General features: G+C 48.4%; 24 protein-coding genes. 8 read left to right on the top strand and 16 right to left on the bottom strand.

The window, feature by feature from the left end; genetic code table 11:
- From ACY2RR_RS24060 to brnQ, 3 genes are all read left to right on the top strand, one after another.
- Nucleotides 1-485, top strand: a 485-nt coding sequence (locus ACY2RR_RS24060; RefSeq protein WP_490110746.1) for a hypothetical protein, incomplete at its 5' end; no start/stop codon positions are given.
- A gap of 113 nt (nucleotides 486-598) precedes the next feature.
- Nucleotides 599-2,530: an ATP-binding cassette domain-containing protein gene (locus tag ACY2RR_RS24055; protein ID WP_490110745.1), complete on the top strand. Its 1,932-nt coding sequence runs from the start codon at nucleotides 599-601 to the stop codon at nucleotides 2,528-2,530.
- A 299-nt stretch (nucleotides 2,531-2,829) separates the two neighbouring features.
- A complete protein-coding gene (gene brnQ / locus ACY2RR_RS24050; RefSeq protein WP_490110744.1) occupies nucleotides 2,830-4,140 on the top strand; it encodes a branched-chain amino acid transport system II carrier protein in 1,311 nt (436 codons plus the stop codon).
- Nucleotides 4,141-4,212: 72 nt separating this feature from the next.
- On the opposite strand, the gene ACY2RR_RS24045 is transcribed toward brnQ, so the two are convergent.
- Entirely contained in the window at nucleotides 4,213-4,425 is a 213-nt protein-coding gene (locus ACY2RR_RS24045) for a cell division protein ZapB (protein ID WP_281649057.1), read from the bottom strand.
- Nucleotides 4,426-4,716: 291 nt separating this feature from the next.
- Here ACY2RR_RS24045 and ACY2RR_RS24040 point away from each other — a divergent pair, with 291 nt between their 5' ends.
- Entirely contained in the window at nucleotides 4,717-4,941 is a 225-nt protein-coding gene (locus tag ACY2RR_RS24040; RefSeq protein WP_490110743.1) for a hypothetical protein, read from the top strand.
- Between the two features lie 12 nt (nucleotides 4,942-4,953).
- Here ACY2RR_RS24040 and ACY2RR_RS24035 read toward each other — a convergent pair whose 3' ends face one another.
- The 5 genes from ACY2RR_RS24035 to ACY2RR_RS24015 all read right to left on the bottom strand — a co-directional run bounded on the left by ACY2RR_RS24035 (nucleotide 4,954) and on the right by ACY2RR_RS24015 (nucleotide 10,989).
- Nucleotides 4,954-5,679: an LrgB family protein gene (locus ACY2RR_RS24035; protein ID WP_490110742.1), complete on the bottom strand. Its 726-nt coding sequence runs from the start codon at nucleotides 5,677-5,679 to the stop codon at nucleotides 4,954-4,956.
- The gene (locus ACY2RR_RS24030) at nucleotides 5,669-6,022 is read right to left on the bottom strand and encodes a CidA/LrgA family protein (protein ID WP_490110741.1); all 354 of its coding nucleotides are present in this window, start codon (nucleotides 6,020-6,022) and stop codon (nucleotides 5,669-5,671) included. The genes ACY2RR_RS24035 and ACY2RR_RS24030 overlap by 11 nt, the downstream gene beginning before the upstream one ends.
- A gap of 77 nt (nucleotides 6,023-6,099) precedes the next feature.
- Nucleotides 6,100-6,639, bottom strand: coding sequence for a disulfide bond formation protein B (locus tag ACY2RR_RS24025; protein ID WP_490110740.1), 540 nt, complete (start codon nucleotides 6,637-6,639; stop codon nucleotides 6,100-6,102).
- Between the two features lie 127 nt (nucleotides 6,640-6,766).
- The gene (gene gshA, locus ACY2RR_RS24020) at nucleotides 6,767-8,353 is read right to left on the bottom strand and encodes a glutamate--cysteine ligase (RefSeq protein WP_490110739.1); all 1,587 of its coding nucleotides are present in this window, start codon (nucleotides 8,351-8,353) and stop codon (nucleotides 6,767-6,769) included.
- Nucleotides 8,354-8,610: 257 nt separating this feature from the next.
- Nucleotides 8,611-10,989: a Tex family protein gene (locus tag ACY2RR_RS24015; protein ID WP_490110738.1), complete on the bottom strand. Its 2,379-nt coding sequence runs from the start codon at nucleotides 10,987-10,989 to the stop codon at nucleotides 8,611-8,613.
- Between the two features lie 171 nt (nucleotides 10,990-11,160).
- Here ACY2RR_RS24015 and ACY2RR_RS24010 point away from each other — a divergent pair, with 171 nt between their 5' ends.
- Nucleotides 11,161-11,745 (top strand): hypothetical protein, encoded by a 585-nt coding sequence (locus ACY2RR_RS24010; RefSeq protein WP_490110737.1) that lies wholly within the window; start codon nucleotides 11,161-11,163, stop codon nucleotides 11,743-11,745.
- A 46-nt stretch (nucleotides 11,746-11,791) separates the two neighbouring features.
- Here the strand turns inward: ACY2RR_RS24010 and ACY2RR_RS24005 are convergent, their stop codons facing one another.
- Nucleotides 11,792-13,042 (bottom strand): hypothetical protein, encoded by a 1,251-nt coding sequence (locus tag ACY2RR_RS24005; protein ID WP_490110736.1) that lies wholly within the window; start codon nucleotides 13,040-13,042, stop codon nucleotides 11,792-11,794.
- A gap of 251 nt (nucleotides 13,043-13,293) precedes the next feature.
- Nucleotides 13,294-14,544, bottom strand: a complete 1,251-nt coding sequence (gene bioA / locus ACY2RR_RS24000; RefSeq protein ID WP_490110735.1) for an adenosylmethionine--8-amino-7-oxononanoate transaminase — start codon at nucleotides 14,542-14,544, stop codon at nucleotides 13,294-13,296.
- 122 nt (nucleotides 14,545-14,666) lie between these two features.
- Here bioA and ACY2RR_RS23995 point away from each other — a divergent pair, with 122 nt between their 5' ends.
- Nucleotides 14,667-15,266 carry a GNAT family N-acetyltransferase gene (locus ACY2RR_RS23995; protein WP_490110734.1) on the top strand — a complete coding sequence of 200 codons (600 nt, stop codon included), beginning with the start codon at nucleotides 14,667-14,669 and terminating at the stop codon, nucleotides 15,264-15,266.
- 19 nt (nucleotides 15,267-15,285) lie between these two features.
- Here the strand turns inward: ACY2RR_RS23995 and hslO are convergent, their stop codons facing one another.
- A complete protein-coding gene (hslO, locus tag ACY2RR_RS23990; RefSeq protein ID WP_490110733.1) occupies nucleotides 15,286-16,161 on the bottom strand; it encodes an Hsp33 family molecular chaperone HslO in 876 nt (291 codons plus the stop codon).
- Nucleotides 16,162-16,316: 155 nt separating this feature from the next.
- Between hslO and ACY2RR_RS23985 the strand changes: the two genes are divergently transcribed.
- Together ACY2RR_RS23985 and ACY2RR_RS23980 are read left to right on the top strand one after the other, a co-directional pair.
- The gene (locus ACY2RR_RS23985; RefSeq protein WP_490110732.1) at nucleotides 16,317-17,300 is read left to right on the top strand and encodes an alpha/beta fold hydrolase; all 984 of its coding nucleotides are present in this window, start codon (nucleotides 16,317-16,319) and stop codon (nucleotides 17,298-17,300) included.
- A gap of 49 nt (nucleotides 17,301-17,349) precedes the next feature.
- Nucleotides 17,350-18,333 (top strand): alpha/beta fold hydrolase, encoded by a 984-nt coding sequence (locus ACY2RR_RS23980; protein WP_490110731.1) that lies wholly within the window; start codon nucleotides 17,350-17,352, stop codon nucleotides 18,331-18,333.
- Here ACY2RR_RS23980 and ACY2RR_RS23975 read toward each other — a convergent pair.
- From ACY2RR_RS23975 to ACY2RR_RS23945, 7 genes are all read right to left on the bottom strand, one after another.
- The gene (locus ACY2RR_RS23975) at nucleotides 18,309-18,641 is read right to left on the bottom strand and encodes an AzlD domain-containing protein (RefSeq protein ID WP_490110730.1); all 333 of its coding nucleotides are present in this window, start codon (nucleotides 18,639-18,641) and stop codon (nucleotides 18,309-18,311) included. The genes ACY2RR_RS23980 and ACY2RR_RS23975 overlap by 25 nt on opposite strands.
- Nucleotides 18,638-19,378, bottom strand: coding sequence for an AzlC family ABC transporter permease (locus ACY2RR_RS23970; protein WP_490110729.1), 741 nt, complete (start codon nucleotides 19,376-19,378; stop codon nucleotides 18,638-18,640). Before ACY2RR_RS23970 ends, ACY2RR_RS23975 begins: the two co-directional genes overlap by 4 nt.
- A gap of 122 nt (nucleotides 19,379-19,500) precedes the next feature.
- The gene (locus ACY2RR_RS23965; RefSeq protein WP_490110728.1) at nucleotides 19,501-21,549 is read right to left on the bottom strand and encodes an SDR family oxidoreductase; all 2,049 of its coding nucleotides are present in this window, start codon (nucleotides 21,547-21,549) and stop codon (nucleotides 19,501-19,503) included.
- A 118-nt stretch (nucleotides 21,550-21,667) separates the two neighbouring features.
- Nucleotides 21,668-22,132, bottom strand: a complete 465-nt coding sequence (locus ACY2RR_RS23960; RefSeq protein WP_490110727.1) for a potassium channel family protein — start codon at nucleotides 22,130-22,132, stop codon at nucleotides 21,668-21,670.
- 40 nt (nucleotides 22,133-22,172) lie between these two features.
- The gene (gene hslR, locus ACY2RR_RS23955; protein WP_490110726.1) at nucleotides 22,173-22,604 is read right to left on the bottom strand and encodes a ribosome-associated heat shock protein Hsp15; all 432 of its coding nucleotides are present in this window, start codon (nucleotides 22,602-22,604) and stop codon (nucleotides 22,173-22,175) included.
- Between the two features lie 10 nt (nucleotides 22,605-22,614).
- Entirely contained in the window at nucleotides 22,615-23,271 is a 657-nt protein-coding gene (yrfG, locus tag ACY2RR_RS23950) for a GMP/IMP nucleotidase (RefSeq protein ID WP_490110725.1), read from the bottom strand.
- An 81-nt stretch (nucleotides 23,272-23,352) separates the two neighbouring features.
- Complete coding sequence (locus ACY2RR_RS23945) at nucleotides 23,353-24,597, bottom strand: hypothetical protein (RefSeq protein WP_490110724.1); 1,245 nt, start codon at nucleotides 24,595-24,597, stop codon at nucleotides 23,353-23,355.
- Between the last annotated feature and the right edge of the window lie 82 nt (nucleotides 24,598-24,679).

The following is a 24,679-nucleotide window of genomic DNA, read 5'->3' as shown; positions in this document are numbered from 1 at the left end:
GTAAGCCAGCAGCTCGCAAGACTGCGAAGAAGACTACCGCTAAGCGTAAGCCAGCAGCTCGCAAGACTGCGAAGAAGGCAACCGCCAAGCGTAAGCCAGCAGCTCGCAAGACTGCCAAGAAGGCAACCGCTAAGCGTAAGCCAGCAGCTCGCAAGACTGCCAAGAAGGCAACCGCTAAGCGTAAGCCAGCAGCTCGCAAGACTGCCAAGAAGGCAACCGCCAAGCGTAAGCCGGCAGCTCGCAAGACTGCCAAGAAGGCAACCGCCAAGCGTAAGCCAGCAGCTCGCAAGACTGCGAAGAAGGCAACCGCCAAGCGCAAGCCAGCAGCTCGCAAGACTGCCAAGAAGGCAACCGCCAAGCGTAAGCCAGCAGCTCGCAAGACTGCCAAGAAGGCAACCTCTAAGCGTAAGCCAGCAGTTCGTAAGACTGCTAAAAAGGCAGCTGCTAAGCGCAAGCCAGTTAAGAGAGCGGCTAAGCGTCGGTAATATCTGTTACACAGTTAACAGATTCATAACGGGGCTACAAAGCCCCGTTATTTATTTCAGAAAGCACTTCCCGCCGGTAGGAATACCCGCCCGTAAAGCCTAAAATCCGCCCCATGATCAGGTTATCTCAAGTCAGTTTATTGCGTGGTGGTAAGGTTCTGCTGTCAGACAGCGATCTTGTCATTCATCCAGGGCAGAAAGTCGGTCTTACCGGTGTAAATGGTTCCGGTAAATCCTCTTTATTTTCATTAATTCAGGGACGGATACATGCCGATACCGGTGAATTTTCCATACCATCGGGCTGGCGGCTTGCCCATATGGCTCAGGAGGTGGAGGCACTTCAGCAGGCCGCAGTGGAATATGTGCTGGATGGTGACCATGAACTGCGGCGTATTGAACGCGAACTAGCATCCGCTGAGCAAAAAGGTGATGACCATGCTCTGGCGCGTCTTCATGCAGATTTTGATGCTCACCATGGCTATACCGCACGTTCCCGCGCTGAACAGCTTATGCATGGTCTTGGTTTCCGACAGGATCAGGTAAGCACGAATGTAAGCGATTTCTCCGGTGGCTGGAGAATGCGTTTAAACCTTGCCCGCACTCTAATGTGCCCTTCCGATCTTCTGCTGTTGGATGAGCCAACCAACCACCTGGATATGGATGCCATCCTCTGGCTGGAAGAGTGGCTGAAGCGTTATCCGGGGACATTACTGTTAATCTCCCACGACAGAGACTTTCTCGATAATGTGGTTGAGCATATCGCTCATATCGAAAAGCAGAACATCGCTCTTTACCGTGGTAACTACACCGCCTTTGAGCGTATTCGTTCAGAACGCCTTGCTCAGCAGCAGGCTGTTCATGAACGTCAGGTAAGGGAACAGGAACGTCTGACTCGCTTTATTGAGCGCTTTCGGGCCAAGGCCACCAAGGCGCGTCAGGCTCAGAGCCGAATCAAGGCGTTGTCCCGCATGGATATGGTTGCCCCGGTTCATGCAGATTCTCCTTTTAAATTTAGTTTCCCTGTTTCCGATAAGCTTTCTTCTCCTCTGATTTCGTTACGCCAGGCCTCTTTAGGCTATGATTCGGCGCTGTTGAAAAATGTCACCCTGAATCTTCAGCCGGGTGACAGCATTGGTTTACTGGGGCCAAATGGAGCCGGCAAATCTACTCTGGTAAAAACACTGGCCGCGCAACTTGAGAAGATTTCCGGTGAAGAGCAGCGGGGAGAACATCTTCGTATAGGCTATTTTGCCCAGCATCAATTGGAATCCTTGGACCAGAACGCAACTCCAGCGATCCATATCCAGCGATTATCTCCCGATGAGCGAGAACAACGTATTCGGGATTTTCTTGGTTCCTTTGGTTTTCATGGGGACAAGGTTGATGAAAATGTTGGATCGTTCTCAGGTGGTGAACAGGCGCGATTGGCTCTGGCAATAATTGCCTGGCAGAAACCAAACCTGCTGCTGTTGGACGAACCTACCAACCATTTAGATCTGGAAATGCGTCACGCTCTCACCATGGCTCTGCAGGAGTTTGATGGAGCAATGGTACTGGTATCCCACGATCGCCACCTGCTGCGTTATACCGTTAACGATCTCTATCTTGTACATGATGGGGCTGTGCAGCAGTACGACGGCGATTTGGACGGTTATGCTGCCTGGCTGGCTAAACAAAAGCGCGAGGAGGTCGCAGGGGCTGTCGATGCTGAAGCTGGTACTTCTCAGAAAGGTGGCATGTCCGCTCAGGACAAAAAAGCCCGTAAAAGGCTTGAGGCTGAACTGAGGGAAAAACTTCGACCCTATCGCAAGAATGTCGCCAAGCTTGAACAGGAAATGGAAAAACAACAGGCCTCTCTTGAAAAGGTTGAAGAAAGGCTGATGGACACCTCTCTCTATGAAGAGTCAGCCAAAGCTGAGCTGAAAAAGCTTCTGGATGAACAGGCTGCATTGAAAAAAGCTTCCGCAGCTACAGAAGAAAACTGGCTGCAATCTTCAGAAGAATTGGAGGCTATGGAAGAAGAAATCATGCGATTAAATGAATAAATGCTTTTGGAGCTTTTTCTGGTACTCGTCCCTTGTTGCCAGAAAAAGCTCTTTAAATGTATTTGTTTGTAGGTGTAAGTGTGGATTGATGGTTTTCTATCCATGTGCCATATATGGATATGCTTTATCAGTGTCAGAATTCTTTACCTCAAAAGGGCGTAATGCTGACAAATGGTTAATCCAGCCATAATAAGATAAGGAACCCTCATCACAGGGAACCTTTTGATAACGCGCTCACTATTTCACATGAATTGTTTTTTTCGAGAAATCGCTGCTACAGCACGTTAAGGGGCTTATTTTTGTCTTCTTCCATCAAGTCTACCGATGTTATTGCAATTGGCCTGATGACATTTGCGCTCTTTCTTGGCGCAGGTAATATGATTTTTCCTCCCTATCTGGGACAAATTGCCGGGCCTGACCTGGTTGTGGCAATAATTGGTTTTCTTCTCACAGGTGTTGGTCTGCCTCTACTGGGTGTCATAGCTGCAGCCCGCCTTGGCGGTGGTCTGAGCAACTTCACTCGCGATCTTCCCAAGTGGGTTTCCATCGTTGTGGGGCTGGTTCTGTACCTAGCTATAGGGCCTCTCTTTGCCGCGCCACGTACAGCTATTGTGGCCTGGGAGATGAGTGTCGCTGATATCTTTGAAGGCTATGACAACGGCCAGATGATTTACAGTGCGGTCTTCTTTGCAATTACCCTCTGGCTTTCTCTGTTTCCGGGTCGTCTGATAGATAATATCGGCAAAGTGATTACCCCAATGCTGGTATTGGTTCTCCTGTCTATTGCTGTTGGTGTGGTGTTCTTCCCTCTTGGACCTGCAGGAAATGTTGCTCCAACTCTGGAAGACAGTGCTTTTTCCTGGGGATTCCAGCAGGGTTACCAGACTATGGATACGCTGGCCTCACTGGCATTCGGTATTGTAATCATCACTGCTCTGCGTGAACGCGGCGTTTCTGATAGTGCTGAACTGACTCGCTATACGATTACCGCAGGTGTTATTGCTGCGGTTGGCCTGTGTGCTGTGTACGTAACGCTGGCTTATCTTGGCGCTACAAGTCACACAGTTGTGCCTGGAGCAGAAAATGGAGCAGATATTTTAACCAGTTATATCTACCAGCTTTATGGTCAATGGGGGATGTTTTTGCTGGGCGCCTCTATCTCTCTGGCATGCCTGACAACCTCTGTAGGTTTGATGACTGCCTGTGGTGAGTATTTCAGCGAAACGCTGCCAGTTCTGGGCTACCGTGGTTTTGTCATTCTCTGCACACTGGTCAGCGCATTAATTGCCAATGTTGGGTTGAATGAACTTCTGGATCTCACGATTCCTGCGCTGCTTATTATCTATCCAGTAGCAATCTGCCTGATTCTTCTGGCTCTGGTTCGTGGTTACCTGAAAAATCCGCCCCGTACTTACATGATGACTCTGTTCCCGGTATTTGTGGTGGGTCTTATTGATGGTCTTGCTGCAAGTGGTGTCGAGTGGGCAAAGGTTATTTCTGAAGGCTCTCTCTCCGTGTTGCCATTACACGACGAAAGTCTGGGATGGCTGCTTCCTGGCATAGTTGGTTTGATGCTGTCTATGGCGGGCAAGAAAGCAGTAGAAGATTAATCCGCCTTCTTCAAAATCGACAAAGGCTACCTTCGGGTAGCCTTTGTCGTATAAGTCGGAAGTAAAAACGGATTAAACGTTTTCTTCCTGAACGCTGTCCAGACGGCCCAGCAGTGCACCGACTTTTTCAGACCAGGATTTCAGTTCGTTGCGCAGGTCGGTGTTTTCCTGTTCCAGCTTGCTTTTGGCTTCACGCAGCTCGTCCAGTTCCAGACGATAAATACCAATTGTTTCAATCGCACTTTGAATTTTTGATTCTAGCTGGCTCAGGGATTCAATGGACATACTTAACATCTCACAGAGAAAGATTTTGACCTGCTCATATTAGGAGTTTTCAGGGGGTGGAGTAAATATAAGAAAACGATCGTTCTGTATTTGTATGTGACAGAGTTCTTTTTCATGGTGGCAAAAAGCCGGTAAGTACCCAGGCCATAATATGTGAAAACACTGGTTTGGGTGTTTAAGTAGTTTTCACAGAGGCAAACAATTATTGCCGCCTATACTTGATTAGCCAGATAGCTAAATATTATGACGAGTGTCGTTTAACACGCTCAGCTCACTCAGTTCGGGGTCTTTATGATGGAACCTGTACCAGTCATCTCAGCCCGAATCGTGTCTCACGACGATGTAGCGGATGAAGCATTGAAAGCATTTTGCCTTTCACTGCTGGTTGGTGAAACCGTTGATGAGTACATTTCTTCCAGACAAATCCACTTCGCTTCACCACAGGTCGAGAATACGTTTCTCAGTCATATTCTTGCGCTCTCTGATTACGCATTAAGCCGCGGGCTTTCCTTATAGAAGCTGAGTAACTTACAGAGCCTGAATAAGATGCCAGATTAGTGGCGCGGCAATTGCGGTAATAGCTCCGGTCAGTGCAAGCCCAAGGCTGGAAAAAGCACCCGTGACAGGGTCACTTTCGAAAGCTCTTGCTGTTCCTACGGCATGTGACGTTAATCCCAGAGTGAATCCACGCACAACTCTGCTGCGGATTTTCAGTAAATCTAAAATCGGCAAGGCAACAATTGACCCAATTATTCCCACCAGAATAACTGTTCCTGCAGCAATCGCTGGGATGCCTCCGAGCCCTTCTGTAACTGCAATAGCAATTGGAGTTGTTACAGACTTGGCTGCTAATGAGAGGAGCGTATGTTCACTTCCTCCAGATATCCAGGCCAGCAAAAGAGCAACGGCTGGTGCAAAGATTGCTCCTGCCACAAGAGTGATGAGCAATGGCTTTGCATGGGAACGTATCAGGTGCAGCTGCTGATACAAGGGAACAGCCAGAGCAACAGTTGCTGTACCTAGTAGCAGGCTAAGAATTTCCGTATCACTTCGGTACCGTTCATAGCTGATACCTGTGAGCTGGAGATACGCTGTGACTATAAGTACAGCTATAACTACTGGGTGAAAAAGAGGGAAGTTCTTGCATGCTTTGTAAATCTTCTGCCCACCAATAAAGCTGCCAGCCGTCAGAGTTATTGCAAAAAGTGGGCTACTGAGAAGTGTCATTAACTTCGGGGGAAGATCAATCATCATGATTCTCCCTCTCTTCCCGAATAAGCTTGTTCATAAGTAGCCCAGTGAAAATGATCGCTATAACTGTTCCAGCAGATGCGGCAACTGCTATGGGCAGGATCTGGCCTTGTATCTTTACAAGGTAATAGCCAAAACCCGTTGCTGCGGGAATTAACAGCATTCCAAGGCTTGCGATCAGAGTATCACTGGAAGACTGGAGGTCGCTTGGAACAGTTTTTACAACGCACAGGGCTCCGAACAGTAGCAGCATGCCCAGTACTGGTCCTGGTAGAGGTAAACCCAGCAGACTGCTGCCAGCTTCACCAAGCACCTGAAAAAACAGAAGAATAAACAGACCACGCATAACGAACTTATATCTGCCACTGAAAGAAGTTGTCCGAGCCTAGGGCTCGGGCGACGTTATGATGGCAGGTATCTACATCAGCGGTAAAGATGATGTTTGCGAAGAAGTTCCAGAAGCCCAAAGAGGAAATAAGCAATAAAGCACACCAGCGTCCATCCTGGGATAGTCAAACCAAGGAATACCCATTGCACTTCAGCACAGTCACCAGTACCACTCAGCATGACCGAGAGGAGTTCCATAATCGGCAGAACATCCACAAGGTAATCGAGGCTTGGCATACAGGCGGGAGCCTGACCTGCGGGAAGGCTTTGCAGGTAGAGCTGGCGAATAGCAAGCCCGGCACCAGCAATGGCCAGCAAAAGAATTACCGAACCGTATCTGCGTCGCCCTGTGCTCTGTGGGTTATGAATCGCTGCGATAAGAGCTGTTAAACCAATCGCCAGAACAACAATACGTTGCGACATGCACAGCGGACACGGCTCAAGTTCCATGATGTATTCAAAGAAGAATGCACCGCCAATCAAACCTGCAGAAACGAGAAATGCCAGAAAGTGGAGTAGTCGTGACTCTGGAATAACCATGCTGTTGTTTAAATCCTTATCAGGGCATGGCCGCATGAAGGTGCAGCATGCGCAGTTAGAATTCTTTTTGAAATGCTTCCATACGCTCTGCCAGATTGGAAGCACTTCGTTGGGGAGGTTGTTCCTCCCCTGATTTTTATCGCTTAATTATGTACAGGGTATATCAGACTGAAATCTCTTCCGCAGAGAAATATTCCTGCAGGAAGGTTTCAAAGTCCACTGTGTCAGCTTCTTCCTTGCTGGCCTGATCTTTATGGGATTGTTCAGCAATTTCAGTGAAATACATCACCCTTTCCGGATGCAGGGAATTATTTCGGAAAGATTCTGCATGCTTAACAGACTGTTCCAGAGAATATTCCCGGAATGTCTTACCCTTTTGTAATTCCACAAGAATCATAGCTGAAGGTGTCAGGCTGACATCACGGAGTTTGTTACTTTCTATATTCAGGCTCTTGGAATACGCATCGGTATTATTGGCCTGATCCAGAAGTCTGGCGATCGGCATCATCAATTCAAACATCTCGGCAGCCCATTCAACAAGCTCTCTTGAACGGTCGCCATCTTTAAACTGAAGACCAGGCTTACGACCTTCTCGCACGCTTAAGGTAAAGTTGCTGGTGATATCGAGGCATTCCTGGTCGGAAATCTCCGGGCTGTCCTGCAAGGCACAGAACAGCAGGAAGGTATCCATAAACAGGGACTGGTTCAGGTCAATACCTAAAGGCATCAGTGGATTGATATCCAGGCTGCGCACTTCAATATATTCAACCCCCCGTTCTTTCAGGGCAACAACCGGCTTTTCTCCTGCGCGAGTCACGCGCTTAGGTCGAATCGTGCTGTAGTACTCGTTTTCAATCTGCAGCAGATTGCTGCTCAACTGACGGTACTCACCATTCGGACCGGTACCAATCTTCTCGTAAGGTGCGTACGGCATGTGAATAGCCTTCCAGAGACTGTTCACATAATTGTCCAGCGTGTTGTAGCAGATTGGCAGGCTGGATTGAGCATCACTGGTGTAACCCAGGTCACTCATGCGCAGAGAGGTTGCCCATGGGAGATACAGCGTATCTTTATCCAGCTCGTCCAGCCCGTGACCATCACCGCCATACAAAAAGCTTTTATCGAGAGCTGGAGATGCGCCAAACAGGTAAGACAGCAGCCACGCGTAACGGCGGAAGTTGCGAATCATGGCGAAGTAGCCAGTGGATTGATAATCCATGGCTGGAAGAGAATCTGTTTTATCTGCCTTCTGCATCAAAGACCAGAACTCTTCACTTAAAGAAAAGTTGTAATGGATACCAGCGATGGTTTGCATGGCTTTGCCGTAGCGATGCGCCAGACCTAACCGGTAAACATGTTTCATTTTTCCGGTGTTGGACGTACCGTAATAAGCCACGGGAATCTGGTCATCGCCTTCAAGAACGGGAGGCATGCTGGTGGTCCAGATGATTTCCCCTTCCGGCATATTGTTCAGTGTTTCTGTATGCAGCTGGCTAAGGAAATCCAGAGCATCCGCAGCGTCCCGATAAACCGGGGTAATAAACTCAAGCAGTGCTTCTGAGTAATCGGTAGTTATGTATGGATGAGTCAGTGCGGAGCCAAGCTGCTCAGGGTGCGCCGTTTGTGACAGCTTTTGCTGTGGGGTAACCCGAAGGCCTTCTTTCTCAATGCCATGTTGAATCTGGTTAAGACAGGCACGATTGTCTCCTTCTGAAAGGACCTGGAGACGTTCCGAAAATCTGGCTGACAAGATGAAACCTTTTGTGTGGTATTCGGCTGCATGCAAAATGACAAGGTCTTTCCTAGCATTTCATGCGAGCCAAAACGTGGGCGCAGACAATCAGAGCACTATAACCTTGGCTTTGTTCAATCGCAAAGGCAGTGCGTTCTGATAGAGCGATATGAGATATAAGACGGGGAAGACTGAGAAAAGACGACACAGATTCGAAAAATTACCGGCAACCTTTTCAGGCTACCGGTAATAGAAAAAGTTACGCAGGTAAGAGTTTACTTGCGAAGCTTCTTGGCATTAGCAAACAGGTCAGCAAAGGTTGCGCCACCCTGAGCAGGTTTGTTGCCGCCCTGGTTTCCTCTGGGCTTTTGGCCGCCACGGGGAGCCTGACGACGATTGTCGTTGCCACCGTTATGGTTGGAGCGACGATCATTGCGAGGCTTGCGGTTGTCAGCAGACTTGGCATCGCCAGGTTGAGCGTTGGCATCGTCAGACATGCGCATGGTCAGCGCGATACGACGACGCTCTACATCCACTTCCAGAACCTTAACCCGAACAACGTCACCTGCTTTTACAACTTCCCGTGGATCTTTCACGAACTTGTTGGAAAGCGCGGAAATGTGAACCAGACCATCCTGGTGAACGCCGATATCCACAAACGCCCCAAAGTTGGTAACGTTGCTGATCACACCTTCCAGCTCCATGTTGAGCTTAAGATCTTTGATATCTTCAACGCCTTCCTGGAACTTGGCAGTTTTGAATTCAGGACGTGGGTCACGGCCTGGTTTGTCCAGTTCCTTGATAATGTCAGTCACGGTGGGCAGACCAAATTTCTCGTCAGTAAATTCAGCTGCTTTTACGCTACGCAGGAAAGTGGTGTCGCCGATAAGTCCGCGAACATCACGTTCAAAACGTGCCGCAATGCTTTCCACAACCGGATAGGCTTCCGGGTGAACCGCAGAGCTGTCCAGTGGGTTATCACCATTCATAACCCGCAGGAAGCCGGCACACTGTTCGAAAGTCTTGTCCCCAAGACGGGAAACTTTCTTCAGAGTATCACGGTTGCCGAATGCGCCGTTCTCATCGCGGAAGTTCACAATGTTTTGCGCAATAGTGGCGTTCAGGCCAGAAACGCGGGTCAGAAGTGCGCTGGAAGCCGTGTTCACATCAACGCCTACGGCGTTTACACAGTCTTCCACAACACTTTCCAGGCTGCGCGCTAGATGAGTCTGGCTCACATCGTGCTGGTACTGACCGACACCGATAGCCTTTGGATCAATCTTTACCAGTTCGGCCAGAGGGTCCTGCAGACGACGGGCGATAGAAGCTGCTCCACGGAAGGATACGTCCAGATCCGGGAATTCTTTGGCGGCCAGTTCGGATGCAGAGTAAACAGAAGCTCCGGCTTCGCTAACCACAATCTTGGACAGATTCAGTTTCGGGAACTGCTTGATAACTTCAGCAGCAAAACGATCAGTTTCACGGGAGGCAGTACCGTTACCGATAGCGATCAGTTCAACACCATGCTTCAGAACCAGCTTGGCAATAGTGCCCAGAGATTCTGTCCACTTGTTGTGAGGAACGTGAGGGAAGATAGTGGTGTAATCAACCAGCTTACCGGTTGAGTCTGTTACAGCAACTTTCACACCGGTACGCAGGCCAGGATCAAGACCCAGAGTCGCGCGGGGGCCGGCAGGTGCAGCCAGCAACAGGTCGCTCAGGTTTTTGGAGAATACTTTGATAGCTTCTTCTTCTGCAGTATCGCGAATACGACCCATCAGTTCTGTTTCCAGATGAGGAAGAAGCTTCACACGCCAGGTCCAGCGTACGGTATCTTTCAGCCACTTGTCGGCTGCACGGCTTTGGTCTTCCAGTTTCCAGTGTTCGGCAACCATCAGCTCACAAGGGTGAGTGACTGTGCGATCTTCAGCACCTTCGATAATCACAGATGCTTGAAGCAGGCCAGAGTTACGACCGCGGAAAATTGCCAGAGCACGGTGAGAAGGAACACCTTTCAGTGGTTCATCATGTTCGAAGTAGTCCTGGAACTTGGATGCTTCTTTCTCTTTGCCAGCCATCACACGGCTGGACATGATGCCCTCTTCCCAGAGGAAATCACGGAGACGACCCAGCAGATCAGCATCTTCGCTGAAACGTTCCATGAGAATGTACTTGGCACCGTCGAGAGCAGTTTTGGTGTCTTCAACACCTTTTTCTGAATCGATAAATTTGGCGGCTTCAGTCTCTGGAGTCAGAGTCGGGTCATTGAAAAGCGCGTCTGCCAGAGGTTCAAGACCGGCTTCAATCGCAATCTGGCCTTTGGTACGACGCTTGGGTTTGTAAGGGAGGTAAAGATCTTCAAGGCGGGTTTTAGTGTCTGCCTCTTTAATGGCCTTCTCCAGTTCTGGAGTCAGCTTTTCTTGTTCCTCAATGCTTTTGAGGATAGCGCCGCGGCGCTCTTCCATTTCCCGGATATAACGCAGGCGCTCTTCCAGGTTACGGAGCTGGGTGTCATCCAGACCGTTGGTTACCTCTTTTCGGTAACGTGCGATAAAAGGAACTGTGGCGCCTTCGTCAAGCAGTTGAACCGCTGCGGCAACCTGTGGCTCCCTGACGTTTAGCTCCGAAGCTATACGCTGAAAGATGCTCTCCATCAAGTGTTCTCTATGCGTCTTGTAAGGCAAAGACAGGGATTATACTGATGACGTCACGAGTTCACAGTGTTCGCTGTGCTTTCTGTTCAGTTAGTTATATTTCCTAAAGCTTTCTTTACTCTGGCTGGTTTCTGTACTTCCGGTGTAGTGAAGGGATTTGGAGTGGAATAAATGATGGAATGGCAGCCGACATACAGTTCCGACAGTGCTTGTCTTCCTGCTGTTTATGAAGATGTTGTTTCGCTCAATACGCCACCTCGAAAAGGGTTAAAACGCAGAGTCAGAAAAAGCGGGAGACAAACGGTTGCAGATTTTTTGGAAAGAGGGCGTATAAAACGCCGTGAACTGTTTGATGATAATCGTTTCAGGAATGACGTAAAAATCATTTATACGCGAAAGATTCAAGGTAGTATTATGGGAAAGAATGAGTTTTCGCATGCTTTCTCCCTGAAAAATGATTCTGATTTTGATGAACTTTATGGTCAGCTGTTTGACGGGCTTTACGGGCAGTTGGAGGGGGAAGTTTCTGAATGGCTGCCGTTTATTTCCCGAAGTGTTGAGATGATGAAAGCTGTTCTGCAGTTTAATAAACCTGTAGAAGAAAGTTGTATAGAGACAATTAACAACAGCACGTTAGCGATAGAAGTTGTCATCCAAACACGTAAAGACTGGGAGCGATTAAATCGGATGCTGACAAGATTTGAGTTTCTTTATACCGTTTTGAAGCGCGAGACAACGTGCGATGAAGAGTCCTGACCCCTAAAGGGTCAGAACTTTTCACTCGATGATCACGACATATCGGTTATTTCACAACCAGAGTTGATCTGGGGCGAATACCTCTTCTGCGAGCGCCCTTGAGCCCAAGAGGTGGTTGTTGCAAAGCGCTGCCGCCAGCAAAAGCTCCTTCCAGTTCGCTCAGGGGTTGATTATCAGACATATTATCGCTGCCTGCAGAACTGATACTGCTAACAGAGCTGGCGCTGGACATAGTTCCCCGATCGCCATACGTATCACGAACAAGGTTTCTCCGAACCGGACTCCCGGAACGCTGCCTGATCTTTCGCTTTCTTCGTGCTTCGGCCGGAGTATCTCTTTCTCTTTTTCTTAAACGGGTTGCACCTGAGTTTCGTTCGAAAAGAGAGAGGGTTTGCAGTCTTTCATCACCATCATTTCTAGGTTTACCAACCCAGCCACGATCAAGGTCTTCACCGAGAGCCGCGTTTGTTTCTTTAAATCCATGTGAGCGACTCATTACCAGAAAGATTTTCTTCATCTGCTCATAATCGTTGTTCACCCGGGTTTCCCGTGCTGCAAAGTTTTCTTCCGGGTCGCCATCAAAGTATTCCGGATGGAAATCGTGAATATGCCTGGCTGAATCGCTGTACAGAAAGTCTCCGTTCTCATCAATCAGGTAAGCAAGGCTAGCCGTTGAAATTTCGTGGGTGGAAATATCTCCGGGAATAATTCCAGTGTCACTGAGAGCCTGAGCTACTGACTGGGAACAGAAAACACTGCTGCCACCAGTTTTGTTTGCCTCAGGGAGAGGTAGAGACAGTTTGCCCAGCAATTTCAGAAGGCCGCGCAGAGCTCCAAGCGCATTGTAGGAGCTGGTATTTCCTTGAAGGACCAGTGCGTCAGCCAGCATTGCCCGTCTTGTAGATTCGTCCATTGGTTTGTTCATTTTCAGAACCCAGGCACTTTCATATTCTTCCCGGTAGCGACACATGATTTCCTGCAGAGTACGTACACAGGCACCATTCCACTCTGCAGTTAATATGAGGATGTTTCGGGGATCATCTTCCTTTCCATCGCACATCAGCGAGTTACCCAATACCATGCCCACATGACCCATTGGCAGGTTCTCATCGGGAGCTGAAGCCTTAATCATGGTCTGCCCCCAGGCACTGCTGCTGCCAAAAACAATAAGATCGCCGGCCGTCAGTTTGTTTGGCTGGAAGCTGGGTTGGGAAATATTGCTGACTTCAGAAGATTCTGATACCTGGCGTGAAGTCACAGGAGGTCCGGAGCTTTTAGGTGCACCAGAGCGTTTCATATATGCGGAGTGTTTCTCGTGCGTCAATTTTGAAGAATTTTGAGGCGTAGAGCTTTTACCAGTCCGAATTGGCTGATTTTGGGGTATAGGGTGCCTTGATCCAATCATTGTTCTACTCTCCAAATTATTTTTAATAAGTTTTGTTTTGAAGAGCATAATTAACTTTTCTGTACTCCTGTATTGAACTTTGGTGTTCCATAAGACTTTGGTCTTAAAGGCTTTTTACCCCTCTTTCTCGATTGTTTTCGGTATTAAGTCTGGCTGAGTACAGCCTTAAACTGGTCTGCAAGAAAGCTGATATCTTCAGGTGCTGTATAAAGAGGAATGGCTAAATAGGCTGTGTTGCCAATGCAGCGAAGGGCACAGCCCTTTTCTATAGCCATTTGTTTAAACTGTGGTCCTGGAATTTCACAGGATTTGGTGGCTGAGAAGAGCAATCCCACTTGCTGGGTTAGGGCGACATCGGGCAAGTCACTGCAATCTGCCATTTCATGAGTGATCTGCTCGGATATTCGCTTAACTTCGTTTTTCCATTCTCCAGATTCAAGAAGATCAAGGTTGGCATTGCCCGCAGCGCATCCCAGCGCACTGGCCATAAAAGTAGCTCCGTGCATAAGTGGTTCATCTTTGATGGCTTCTGTAACTTTCGTAGAAGCCAGAGTCGCTCCCAGACTCATCATGCCGGCGGTTAAGGTTTTCCCAAGGCACATAAGGTCCGGCTCGATATTGGCCTGATCACAGGCAAACAGAGAACCTGTTTTCACAAATCCCACAGCCACTTCGTCAGCGACAAAAAGAATATTGTATTCAGCGCAGAGCTCCCGTAATGCAGCCAGATACGCTGGTGAGTACATTCTGAGGCCAGCAAAACCCTGAATCAGAGGTTCAACAAACAGAGCCGCAATATGCTGGTGGTTCTGTTCGAATACAGCTCTGGCAGAATCCAGGTCTTTCGGTGAGAAGGGGCGATGAACACCGATGGGAGGAGGATCAAGATAAAAAGCGGGCTGGGCGATATGCCGGTAACGATCAAAAATTTTGTGATGATTGCCACATAAAGTCATAGCGCCAAAGGTGTCGCCATGAAATGCGTTAGCAAATGAAGCAAATTTGGTTTTCTCTGGTTTTCCTGAAAGCTGCCAATACTGCAAAGCCATTTTCATTGCGACTTCTACAGCACTGGAACCTGACTCTGAGAAAAAGACTGCCTCCATTGAACCGGGTGTTATTTCAGTGAGCCGTGTTGCCAGCTTTTCTGCAGGCTCATGAGCTAATTCAGAAAAAATGGGTACATGAGGTAAAACAGCCAATTGCTCACGCATCTTCTGTTCAACGTAAGGATGACTGTAACCATGCACCATTGCCCACCAACCCATGGTTCCGTCCAGCAGCGTTCGGCCATCTTCCAGCTTCAGCCGGATTCCCTTACTGCTGCATACCTTTAACGGGTTACCTCCCAGAGGTGAGTAAGCATGCCAAAGTGTTGAGCCGGTTGATTTCATTTGAACCTGACAACTGTTTGGGAAATGAAAAAATAGACGATTGGTGGGAAGTTTGTGTTTTGCCGCTGCCTATCTCACTGAGTGGCAGGAAGAAATCAAAAAGTATTACTACCTTTGCTTGCATGGACATTAAAAACGGAACTCCGGCAGATCAGCCGGAAATAATAGAAACACTGGTTGCAGCCTATTATGGGGATCCATTTCTTCGATGGTTATACCCGGATTATTCTGTTTATCTGGAAGCATTTCCGAAGCTTTGCGAATGTCTTCTGGAGCCTGGTTTTAGTCATGGTCGTGTTTTTCTAACAGACGACGCTTCTGGCGTAGCGGTATGGTTTCACTCATCAGCCAAAATCGATGAGCAGAAAATAAAGCAACTGCACTCTGAATACTTGATCGACGAGATGCGAAGTTGTCTGGTGGAAATTAATGAGCGCCAGTCGAAGAATTATTCAGATTGTGAGGAGTTCTGGTATCTGCAGTTTTTGGCAGTTCATCCTGAACATCAGCGCAAAGGCATTGGGGAACAGATTCTGCGAGAGAGTTTAAAGGTTCCGGATAAAAAAGAGTTACCCTGTTTTCTCTATACGAATCTTCTAGCCACTGTCGCACTTTATGAGAGAGTTGGATTCAAAGTCACTGAACAGTTTCGCGTGGGAGACTCTCCGGAAAACTATGTGATGGCCCGCAAGAAGGTTACTCACGGGACATCACCAGATTAAACGTCACCTATCTCTGAAATCAGTGGCGGGTTTCATCTGTACCCAATAGTTGGCTGATATCTTTTTCGGTGAAGGTGTAGCGGGTGTTACAGAACTGGCAGTCCATATCAATCTGTCCCTGTTCTTCCAGAATCTCTTGAATATCAGCAGGGTCTACAGTCACCAGTGCGCTGCCGGTACGTTCGCGAGAGCAGTTGCAGTGATAGTTGATGGTTTCACCATCGAACAGACGAATGTCTTCTTCGTGATACAAGCGATGCAGAACTTCCTCAGTTGACAGCTCAAGCATTTCTTCATCTTTCAGAGTTTCGGCCAGAACGGTGAAATGTTCCCAACGCTCTGTACGCATAGCCAGATCTTTGTCTTCCTGATGAGGGAGAGCCTGAAGCAGGAAGCCCGCGGCCTTTTCTCCATCACAGGTCAGCCACAGTTTGGTTGGCAACTGTTCAGACTGCTGGAAGTAGCTGCTGAGGCAGTCTGCCAGGTTTTCACCTTCCAGAGGAACAACACCCTGATAGCGTTTGCCCTTATCTGGATCAACGGTGATAACCAGCTGACCATTTTCCAGCAGGGAATGAAGACCTGCATCAGTAGGAGAAAGCTGCTCATCGCTCCAGCGAGCCACGCCACGGAAGGAGCGCTTGTCTGTGCATTCAACCATTAACAGGGAAACCGGGCCGGTGGAACGAGCCTGAAGGGTCATCTTTCCTTCAAACTTCAGAGTTGTGCTCAGCAAAACTGCCGCGGTGGCCAGTTCACCCAGAAGAACACGGATCGTTTCTGGATAAGCGTGAGGAGCAAAAGCTTCCTGCAGGCTTTTATCAAGCTGCACACGCTCGCCACGAATGTCGGTATTCTCAAAAAGGAAGCGCTGGGCAGAATCTGTTTGCATCATAATAAAACGGCAGTGCCTGTTATAAAAAACGGTAATCCGGGTATTATACCGCTTCGGTCTGCAATTCCAGCCACCATTTTCCTGCAGGATTGACCGTAAAAGTCATAACAACAATAGCGACGACAATCGGTCTGGACGATTCGAAGGGGTGTGCCATGTTTAAAGTGTTGCGGTCAGGAATGATGCAAACGCATCAATTACTTCTGGTGGGATTTTTAACTGTCTTGCTTACCGGCTGTCAAAACGTTCAGGACAGCTTGTTCGACTCTGCTATGGATTTCGAGCGTTCTCGAGCCGGGCTTGAGCCGGCACAGACTAGTGCCGGCGATATTGATTTCTCCATGCTTCAGGGCGGAAATGCAGAAGGCGAAACCATTCTTATGATTCATGGTTTTGGTGCAGATAAAGACAACTGGGTGCGTCTGGCCGGTGAACTGGGAGATACCTACCGAATTATTGCCGTTGACCTTGCTGGTCATGGTGAAAGCAGCCAGGCCACAAGTAACAAAGGCGCAGAACTGGACTTTCTGGTCACTTCTCAGGCTGATCGCCTGAACACTCTTCTGGAAACGCTGGATATCGATAAAGTTCATTACATGGGTAATTCCATGGGGGGAGCTATTGGTCTGGCCTTTGCCGTGGCTCACCCTGAGAAGCTGAGATCACTGACCCTGCTTGATAATGCCGGTATCGATTCCCCCACAAAGAGTGAATATTTCCAGCTTCTGGATAAGGGTGAGAATCCACTGATTGCCCGCGAACCGGGTGATTATGCTGTACTGATAGATTTCGTGATGAGCGAAAAACCATTTATGCCCTGGCCTATTACAGCGGTTATGGAGCGTAAAGCCATCGCCCGTAAAGATATGAACGATAAAGTGTTTACGGATTTGATGGCCTCACAGGAGCAGATGGGCGCTCCTGGCTATGTGAATAGCATGCTGGCTTCTATCGAAACTCCCTCTCTGGTGATCTGGGGTGAAGAGGACCGGGTGCTGGATGTGTCCAGTATTGAAGTGATGGAAAAGCACATGCCAAATCTGGAAGCTGTTATCCTGCCAGGCATTGGCCATGTTCCTATGGTTGAAGCTCCCGATCAGGTTGGTGAAGCCTTCCGTAAGTTTGTCAGCCGCCTGTAACTCATTTCTCTGAACTACACTGGGCTGCTTTTGTTTGGGAGAGCAGCCCATGCTGTCAGCGCTGGCATTTTATATCTGGAGCCATATTCAGCCGATTCCCGGTGAAATTGCTCACATGACATATTCTGCCGGGCAAACTGCCGCTGCTTATTTCTATGGTTTTCACAGCCGTGAAATAACAGCCGATGGCTGCACCACTCGTTATCTGGAAAAAGGTCAGGGGCCAACGCTGGTATTGCTCCATGGTGCTGGGGTGAGCAAAGAAATATGGTTGTTGATGGTTCCTTATCTTTCCCGAAGTTACCATCTCCTGATTCCTGATCTTCCAGGCCATGGGCAAAGCTGCCGTGATCTTGAGCGAGACTTTACCGTAGAAGGTAACAGTCGCTGGCTGAAGACTTTTCTGGATAGCCTTAATATCGGGCGAGTGCATATAGCGGCACACTCTGTTGGGGCATCCAGTGTTGGCTGGTTTATAAAAGAAAACCCTGGTCGTATTGATAGCGCAACATTTTTAGCACCTGCGGGAGTTGAGCAGGTTCCTGCACAAATGAACCATCTAACACTATTTATGCAAGAGCTGGTTCAAACCGGGCGCAACAGTTTGCATATTCAAAGTACAGGTGAATTTGAACGGGTTGCTCGAATGACTGTTCACAATCAGCCATGGGTTCCATGGGGCAGCTACCGCTTTTTGGCATGGGAACATATGCGCAATGCTGATCAGCTGGATAAAGTAATTACCGGTATTTTGAAAACCCGCAGTGAGATTCAAACCGGAGCAAAAAGCCTGAAAGAGCTGGTGAACGGTGTTGATACTCCGGCGCAAGTTATCTGGGGGAAAGAGGATAAAATTATGCACATATCCGGCGCAGATATTGTGGAGAAACTGCGGCCAGATATTGACGTGCACCGATTAGATAATGTCGGTCATGGCCCGATGATTGAAGCCCCGCAGAAAACTGCGGAGCTTATTGAGGAACTGATTGGTACTGTTGAGCCCGAGAGTTACAGCAAAGTCTCTGCGTACTGAAGAAACCAGAGCGTTCCCATTCCGAACACAAATGTTGCAATAACATTTCTGCTCTTCCAGGCAATAACTATTGCGATAAGGGCAGCAATGACTCGTGGATTTAACAAAGGATTTTCAGTTTCCAGCCCCGGAACAATAACTCCCGGAACTATCAGGGCAGCCAGTACTGCCGGAGGAACAAATCGCAGAATACGCCCCCACTCTTCTGGAAGAGCTTTACGGCCTGATAACCAAAAGAACGAATAGCGAGCTAGAAAGGTTCCCAAACCTCCTGCCAGGATAACAAACCACAGGGTTGGCAGGCTCATTGAAGACACTCCTTGGCTTCACTGTCTGATTCTACGGGTATGTTTGAAGACAACTTCTTCTCAGCCAGATAGCCACAGGCGATACCAACAACAGAAGCTATGACCAGCCCCAGGTTGAATGGCAAGTCGTGTAGCGCAAGAGCCAGTGAACCACCCACAAGTGCAGCAATAATGGCAGGGAAATCCTTCAAACCCGGAATCATAATGGCGATAAAGCAAAGCCAGACACCGAAGTCGAGCGACCATGACGCCGGGATCACAGAACCAAATGCAATGCCCACCCCTGTGGCTATTTGCCATATCAGCCACATAATTGCCGAGCTGCCGAGATAGAACATGGCCCGGTTTCCATAAGGCACCTGGTTCTGGTCAAACAACCCTGCGCAAATAGCGAATGACTGATCTGTCATAACATAAGCTTGAAGTGCCTTTGGTGTTGAGCTTGGTGGCAACTTGGATGACATAGACGCGCTATACATCATAAAGCGCAGATTGATGATCCAGATTGTCAGAATAATCACCAGCGGTTCCGCATTACTGGCAATTAATTGTGCTGCGGCAATCTGGGAGGCACCGGCAAATACAAAAACAGAATACAGTTGTGCCGTGAGAGGGCTCATACCAGCATCAAGTGCAGTCATGCCGGAAATCATGGCAAATGGAATAACTCCGGGAATCACAGGCAGCATTGCCAGCATGCCGGAGCGGAAAGCAGAACGATTTTGAGAAACTGTCACAAATATCCTGAAAAGTACCTTGGGCTGAAAAATATATATTTCGCGAGGATAACAGGACAGCAGACTGGTAGTCTCCGACCAGTCTGCTTCTTTGCTACTTACAGACAATCAAACTACAGCGTTTACCACTGAACGCCTTTCAGTAAACCCATCAACAGACGTTGTTCGGGAGAAGGTTTGCGCTCCTCTGTACCTTCTGTCTTTTCAACCGTCTCTCGGTTATTACCCAGCGCTGCTTTTGATTCACCAAACATGTTGTAGCTGGCACTCATCATCAGTTCGCTAAGTCGTGGCATGGTTTCGTACAGTGCCAGTGCAGTAAGCCCCATACGCGTAGCAATACGACTTGGACGACGAATGATGGCTTTAATAATCAAGTCCGCTGCTTCATCAGGCGTGAGCGTTGGTACGTTCTGATAGAGCTTGGTTGGAGCAATCATTGGCGTGCGCACCAAGGGCATGTTGATGGTGGTGAACACAATGCCTTTGTCTGCGTACTCTGAGCTGGCACAGCGGGTAAAGGCGTCCAGAGCACCTTTGGAAGCTACATAGGCAGAGAACCTTGGGCTTCCGGCAAGAACACCAATTGATGAGATGTTAATAACCTGCCCATGCTGGTTTTCTTCCATCTCTGGTAAGCAACCCATAATCATGCGCATGGCACCGAAGTAATTGATATCCATGCAACGTTCATAGTCGTGGAAACGGTCGTAACTGTTATTGATAGCCCGGCGAATCGAACGACCTGCGTTGTTTATAAGAATATCCACACCACCAAGGGTTTCCTTAATACCCTGCATTGCGTTGTTGCATTGCTGCTCACTGGTGAGATCAACAACCCAGGTCCAGACCTTTCCACCTTCTTTCCGGATAGCTTTGGCAACGACTGCCAGATTTTCTTCATCGCGATCAAACAGAACCAGATGTGCACCACTGCTTGCCAGACGCATCGCAGTAGCCTGACCAATACCCGACGCTGCCCCTGTAATTAAAACAACCTTCTCTTTTACCTTCTGAGAAAGGATCGATTCACTCAGTCGTTCTTCATTAAGGTTGTGATTCCAGTAGTGCCATAGAACTGATGCGTAGTCTTCAAGTCTAGGAATGCGAATCCCGCTGCCTTCCAGTGCTGAATCAGTATTGGTGCGGTCGTAAGTTGTTGGGAAGTTAATAAAGTCCATTGCAGCTTGAGGAATGCTCAAATCCTGAAGAATTGTCTCGGACAGTTTGGTCACAGCTGGCATTTGCCAGAGACTCTTCAGCACCATAGCTATAACCGGGCTGACGACATTGGAGTCCAGTCTAAAGGCCATGCGAGGCGCGCCACTGGCAGAATAGAAAGTGCTCATCAACTCACCCAGTCGTTTAGGCGTTGGATCAGTGATGTGGAAGCACCTGTTATCAAAGCCGGGCTGGTGAGCAATATGGTCCACAGCATCAACCAGATAATCCACCGGCACCAGATTCATGTAGCCGCCTTCAATACCGATCATCGGCAGCCACTGAGGCAGGCTGTTGCGAAGTTTGCGGATAGCCGGGAACAGATAATAAGGACCATCGGCTTTAGTGATTTCGCCGGTTCGGGAATGGCCAATGACCATACCTGGGCGATAGATGCGCCACTGCAGAGAGCATTCATTCTGAACAACGCGTTCAGCCAGATGTTTGGTTTTCAGGTAAGGGTTTTTGAAAGGCCCTGCTTCATCGAGCATGGTTTCCTTAAAGGTGCCTTCATAAAGACCGGCAACTGCAATAGAGCTGAAGTAGTGGAAGCATCTGGTTTGCAGGTTTTCAGCGAGTTCAAGCGTATTGCGGGTTCCTTCCACATTCGCTTTCATCTGGGAGTCTTCATCGGCATTGATGTCGTATATCGCTGCCAGATGGAAGAAGTGATCAATGTTGCCTTTCAGGCTTTGCAGCTTTTGGCTATCGAGACCAAGATTCTTCTCTGACAGATCGCCATAGTAAACTTGAATCTGTCCTTCAGCTGGCTGCCACTGTTTAAGAAGGCCTTCTACCTGCGGGCCTTCACATTCCCGTACCAGCAGATGCAAATGGCCATTACGTTCAAGAAGTTTGTGAACCAGAAAACGACCGATAAAACCTGTGGCCCCGGTTAAAAAATAGCTTTCACCTGATGAGTACAGAGGGGTGATATTAGTGTCAGTCATATAGGAGCTGTCTTTGTTGTTAATTAAGGAATTCTCTGTGATTCCTAGATCAACACGCTCCCATATAACCTGACTTGATTTACATCAACGAAAAGGGTCAGTGTTTGGCAAAGTTGCGTTATTCACTTTGCTCCTTGTGCACCTCAGGCAAATCTACATTCAGCCAGGGCTTTTGTACGGCCATAAACAACATAGCCGTGCTCCAGCCAAATAACAGGATCCCATTCATTGATTGGATCCCGCTCAGAAGACGCCACTCCCCTGCCAGAGTAATATCTCCGTAACCCAGTGTCGTGTAAGTCACCATGGAAAAATACACAGCATCAACATTACTTGTGATGTCGGGAGATTCTGCAAAGGTCACATAGGGAATCGCCCAGAAAACAACCTGAGCAACATGCAGAAGGAGCAGGAAAATCGATGAGCCGCAGAGAATGATAAACCCTGCATGCTTACCGAAACGTTGATGTAACTGAACATTGTTTTCCTGAAAAAACCTCATCAGGCGGCTCGTGCCCCAGGAGTGAATCAGGATAGTAACAATCATCAGCATGCAGCCGATGATGATCGATTTAATTAACATGGCCGGTTATTTCCTTATCTCTCGGCACTGAAGAGTAGCTTCAGTTCTCAAAGTCCTGCTGGCGAAAACGTTCTATATCCCTGCGCTGCTTTTTGTCCGGACGATGTTCAGATACTGGATAGGAACCACGCAAAGCCTTGCGATTAGCCGCGGCTTCTTCACGCTTGGTTATGCTTTCCTGGGTTTCTTCGTACAACAGTTGGGCTTCAGGCGCGCCACGACGGGTATCGGAAAGAGCTTTGATGACAATGACCTTTTCATCAAAACCCTGACGCAAAACGATAGTGTCGCCAACACGGGCATCTTTACTGGGTTTAGCGCGCTGCCCATTCACATGGACTTTGCCACCTTCAATGGCATCGCGGGACATAGAGCGTGTTTTATAGAAGCGGGCTGCCCACAGCCATTTGTCCAGACGAACCTTTTCCTGTCCCTGCTCTTTGGTTTCCGGTTTCTGGTTTCGTTTACTCATTAACAGCCATTTACTCTATGGGAAGAAGATCACAGAAGTTATCTATAGCCTGAAATTCCCCGGTTTCGACTTTTGGAAGAGTCAGGTCCGGTTGAGAAATCGCAAGCAGATGCTTGATCCCATAAGTGCGGGCAGAACGAAGAACTTCAAGGCTGTCATCAATAAACAGGGTTCGGGCGGGGTCAAAGTTGAGATTCTGGGAAAGCTTCTGCCAGAACGCCTGCTCTTCTTTGGGATGGCCAAAGTCGTGGGAGGAATAAAGCTCATCAAAATACTGGGCAAAGGGAATGAATTCCATCTTCAGATTCAGGCCATCCCGGTTAGTATTCGTGGCGAGAATGATCTTTTTGTTTGAAGTGTGAAGCTTTTTCAGCAGCTGCTCTGCATGGGGGCGGAACTGGATTTTATGGGTGATGTCCCTTTTCATCCCAAGGATGTCCATCCCCAGTTCCCGGGTCCAGTAGTCGAAACAATACCATTCCAGAGTGCCGGCAATCTCTTCCAGCTTGGGGCCAATAATATTCCAGACAATTTCTCTGCTGATGCCCTCTTTATCGGCGTAACGTTCAGGTACCAGCTGCTTCCAGAAGTAGGAATCAAAGTGCAGGTCGAGAAGGGTTCCGTCCATATCGAACAGAACAGTATCGATATCTTTCCAGTTAATCATTTTGGTGAACCGACAAAGCGTTTCACCAAATCATACCTTTAATCTGGTTATAAAAAGAGAGGTTTTACGTAAGCAGTAGTTTTATTGAGTAAGGGCTTTTTTGATTCGTTCATAGTGTTGTGAGTCCGGGTACCACTGTTCAAGAAGCTGTTCTGGTGTCTGCCCTGAATCATTAGTGATCTCTAAGCTGCCTTTAGCTCCGTACTCAAACAATAGAACGAAGATTTCATCAGGAGCTTCCCACTGCACAGCAATATGAAGTGGTGTGTTGCCTTTGCTGTAGTAAATTGGCAGAGATGGAGTTTTGGCGTTTACGTGATCGCTGGAAGTTGTCAGTGCTATTCGTAGTGCCTCGGCACTCAGGCTCTTTATTGCTGTTGTGATCAGATCATTTCCTGTTCTGTCCCGGCGCTTTGCCTGATAAATCGCCGCTGATTTGGGCAGGCTGTTAAGGACATGGCTGAGGGTTTCCGTCATGCCGTTAAAGGTAAGGTAATGCACCAAAGGAATGCCGTGAACATTGAAGTTGATGACATCAAATGAACTCAGCCTTCCTTCAATTAACGCATCTTTGAGAGCGGAATCCATCACTCCAATCATATAAGTTTCAACAGACTGCCCCGGTGTTGTGGTGAGAACAGGTTTTGATTCTGGAACAAGGGCAACGGGGGATTTCAGCTTTTCCAGAAAATATCTCAGCCGGGCCTGTTCTTTCCAGGATTCATCGGTGTGCTTTTTTTTCAGGTAGGCGATCAACTTGTCACGCTGTTCTTTATTTCTCAGCCGTGCTCCATGCTCCCAGGCCAATTCAAAACCATGCAGTGGCCAACTGAAACGCATCATATCGCCGAGAGTATTATCTTTACCTGCACCCTGAAGCCAGTTGGGGTTGGCGCCATTTTTCAGGGCGAATTCCACCATGTAGGGCAATTGGTTGGCTATAGCCATTCTGAGCATGGTGGCATTGTCTTTATCACCACGGTTGATGTCGGCTCCTTTTGTCAGAGCCCAGGTTGCCAGTTTTTTGAAACCACTGAATGCTGAAAAGGAAAGCAGATGGCGACCACGGTCTTCGCTCAGCCCGGAAATCGGGGCATTAAGAAGGCCAACGGCCTTGGGAAGATCCCCAACATCCATAAACTGCTGGTACTGAGTCTGCCAGGCCTTGAGAATGACCTTTTCCACACGGTTATTGGCCTGGTAAGTGGCACTGTTCCTTAAGCCGGGAATGATCTGTTGATCTAAAGTGTTATCTTCCGCAAACCCGGTAGCAGCGGTGAACAGCAACACTAGGAAGAAAGAACGGAGTATCTGTGAAATGTTCAAGGCTGTTTCCCGAAAAGCACTTAGAGTGTATGTCGGCTGGAATCAGCGCTTCCGTTAGGAGCCTGAAACAGTGCGGCGTATA

The sequence above is a fragment of the Parendozoicomonas sp. 2304DJ65-17 genome (genome assembly GCF_058148445.1).
Note: the sequence above shows the minus strand (reverse complement) of the source record. Positions and strands in the feature narration are given on the sequence as shown.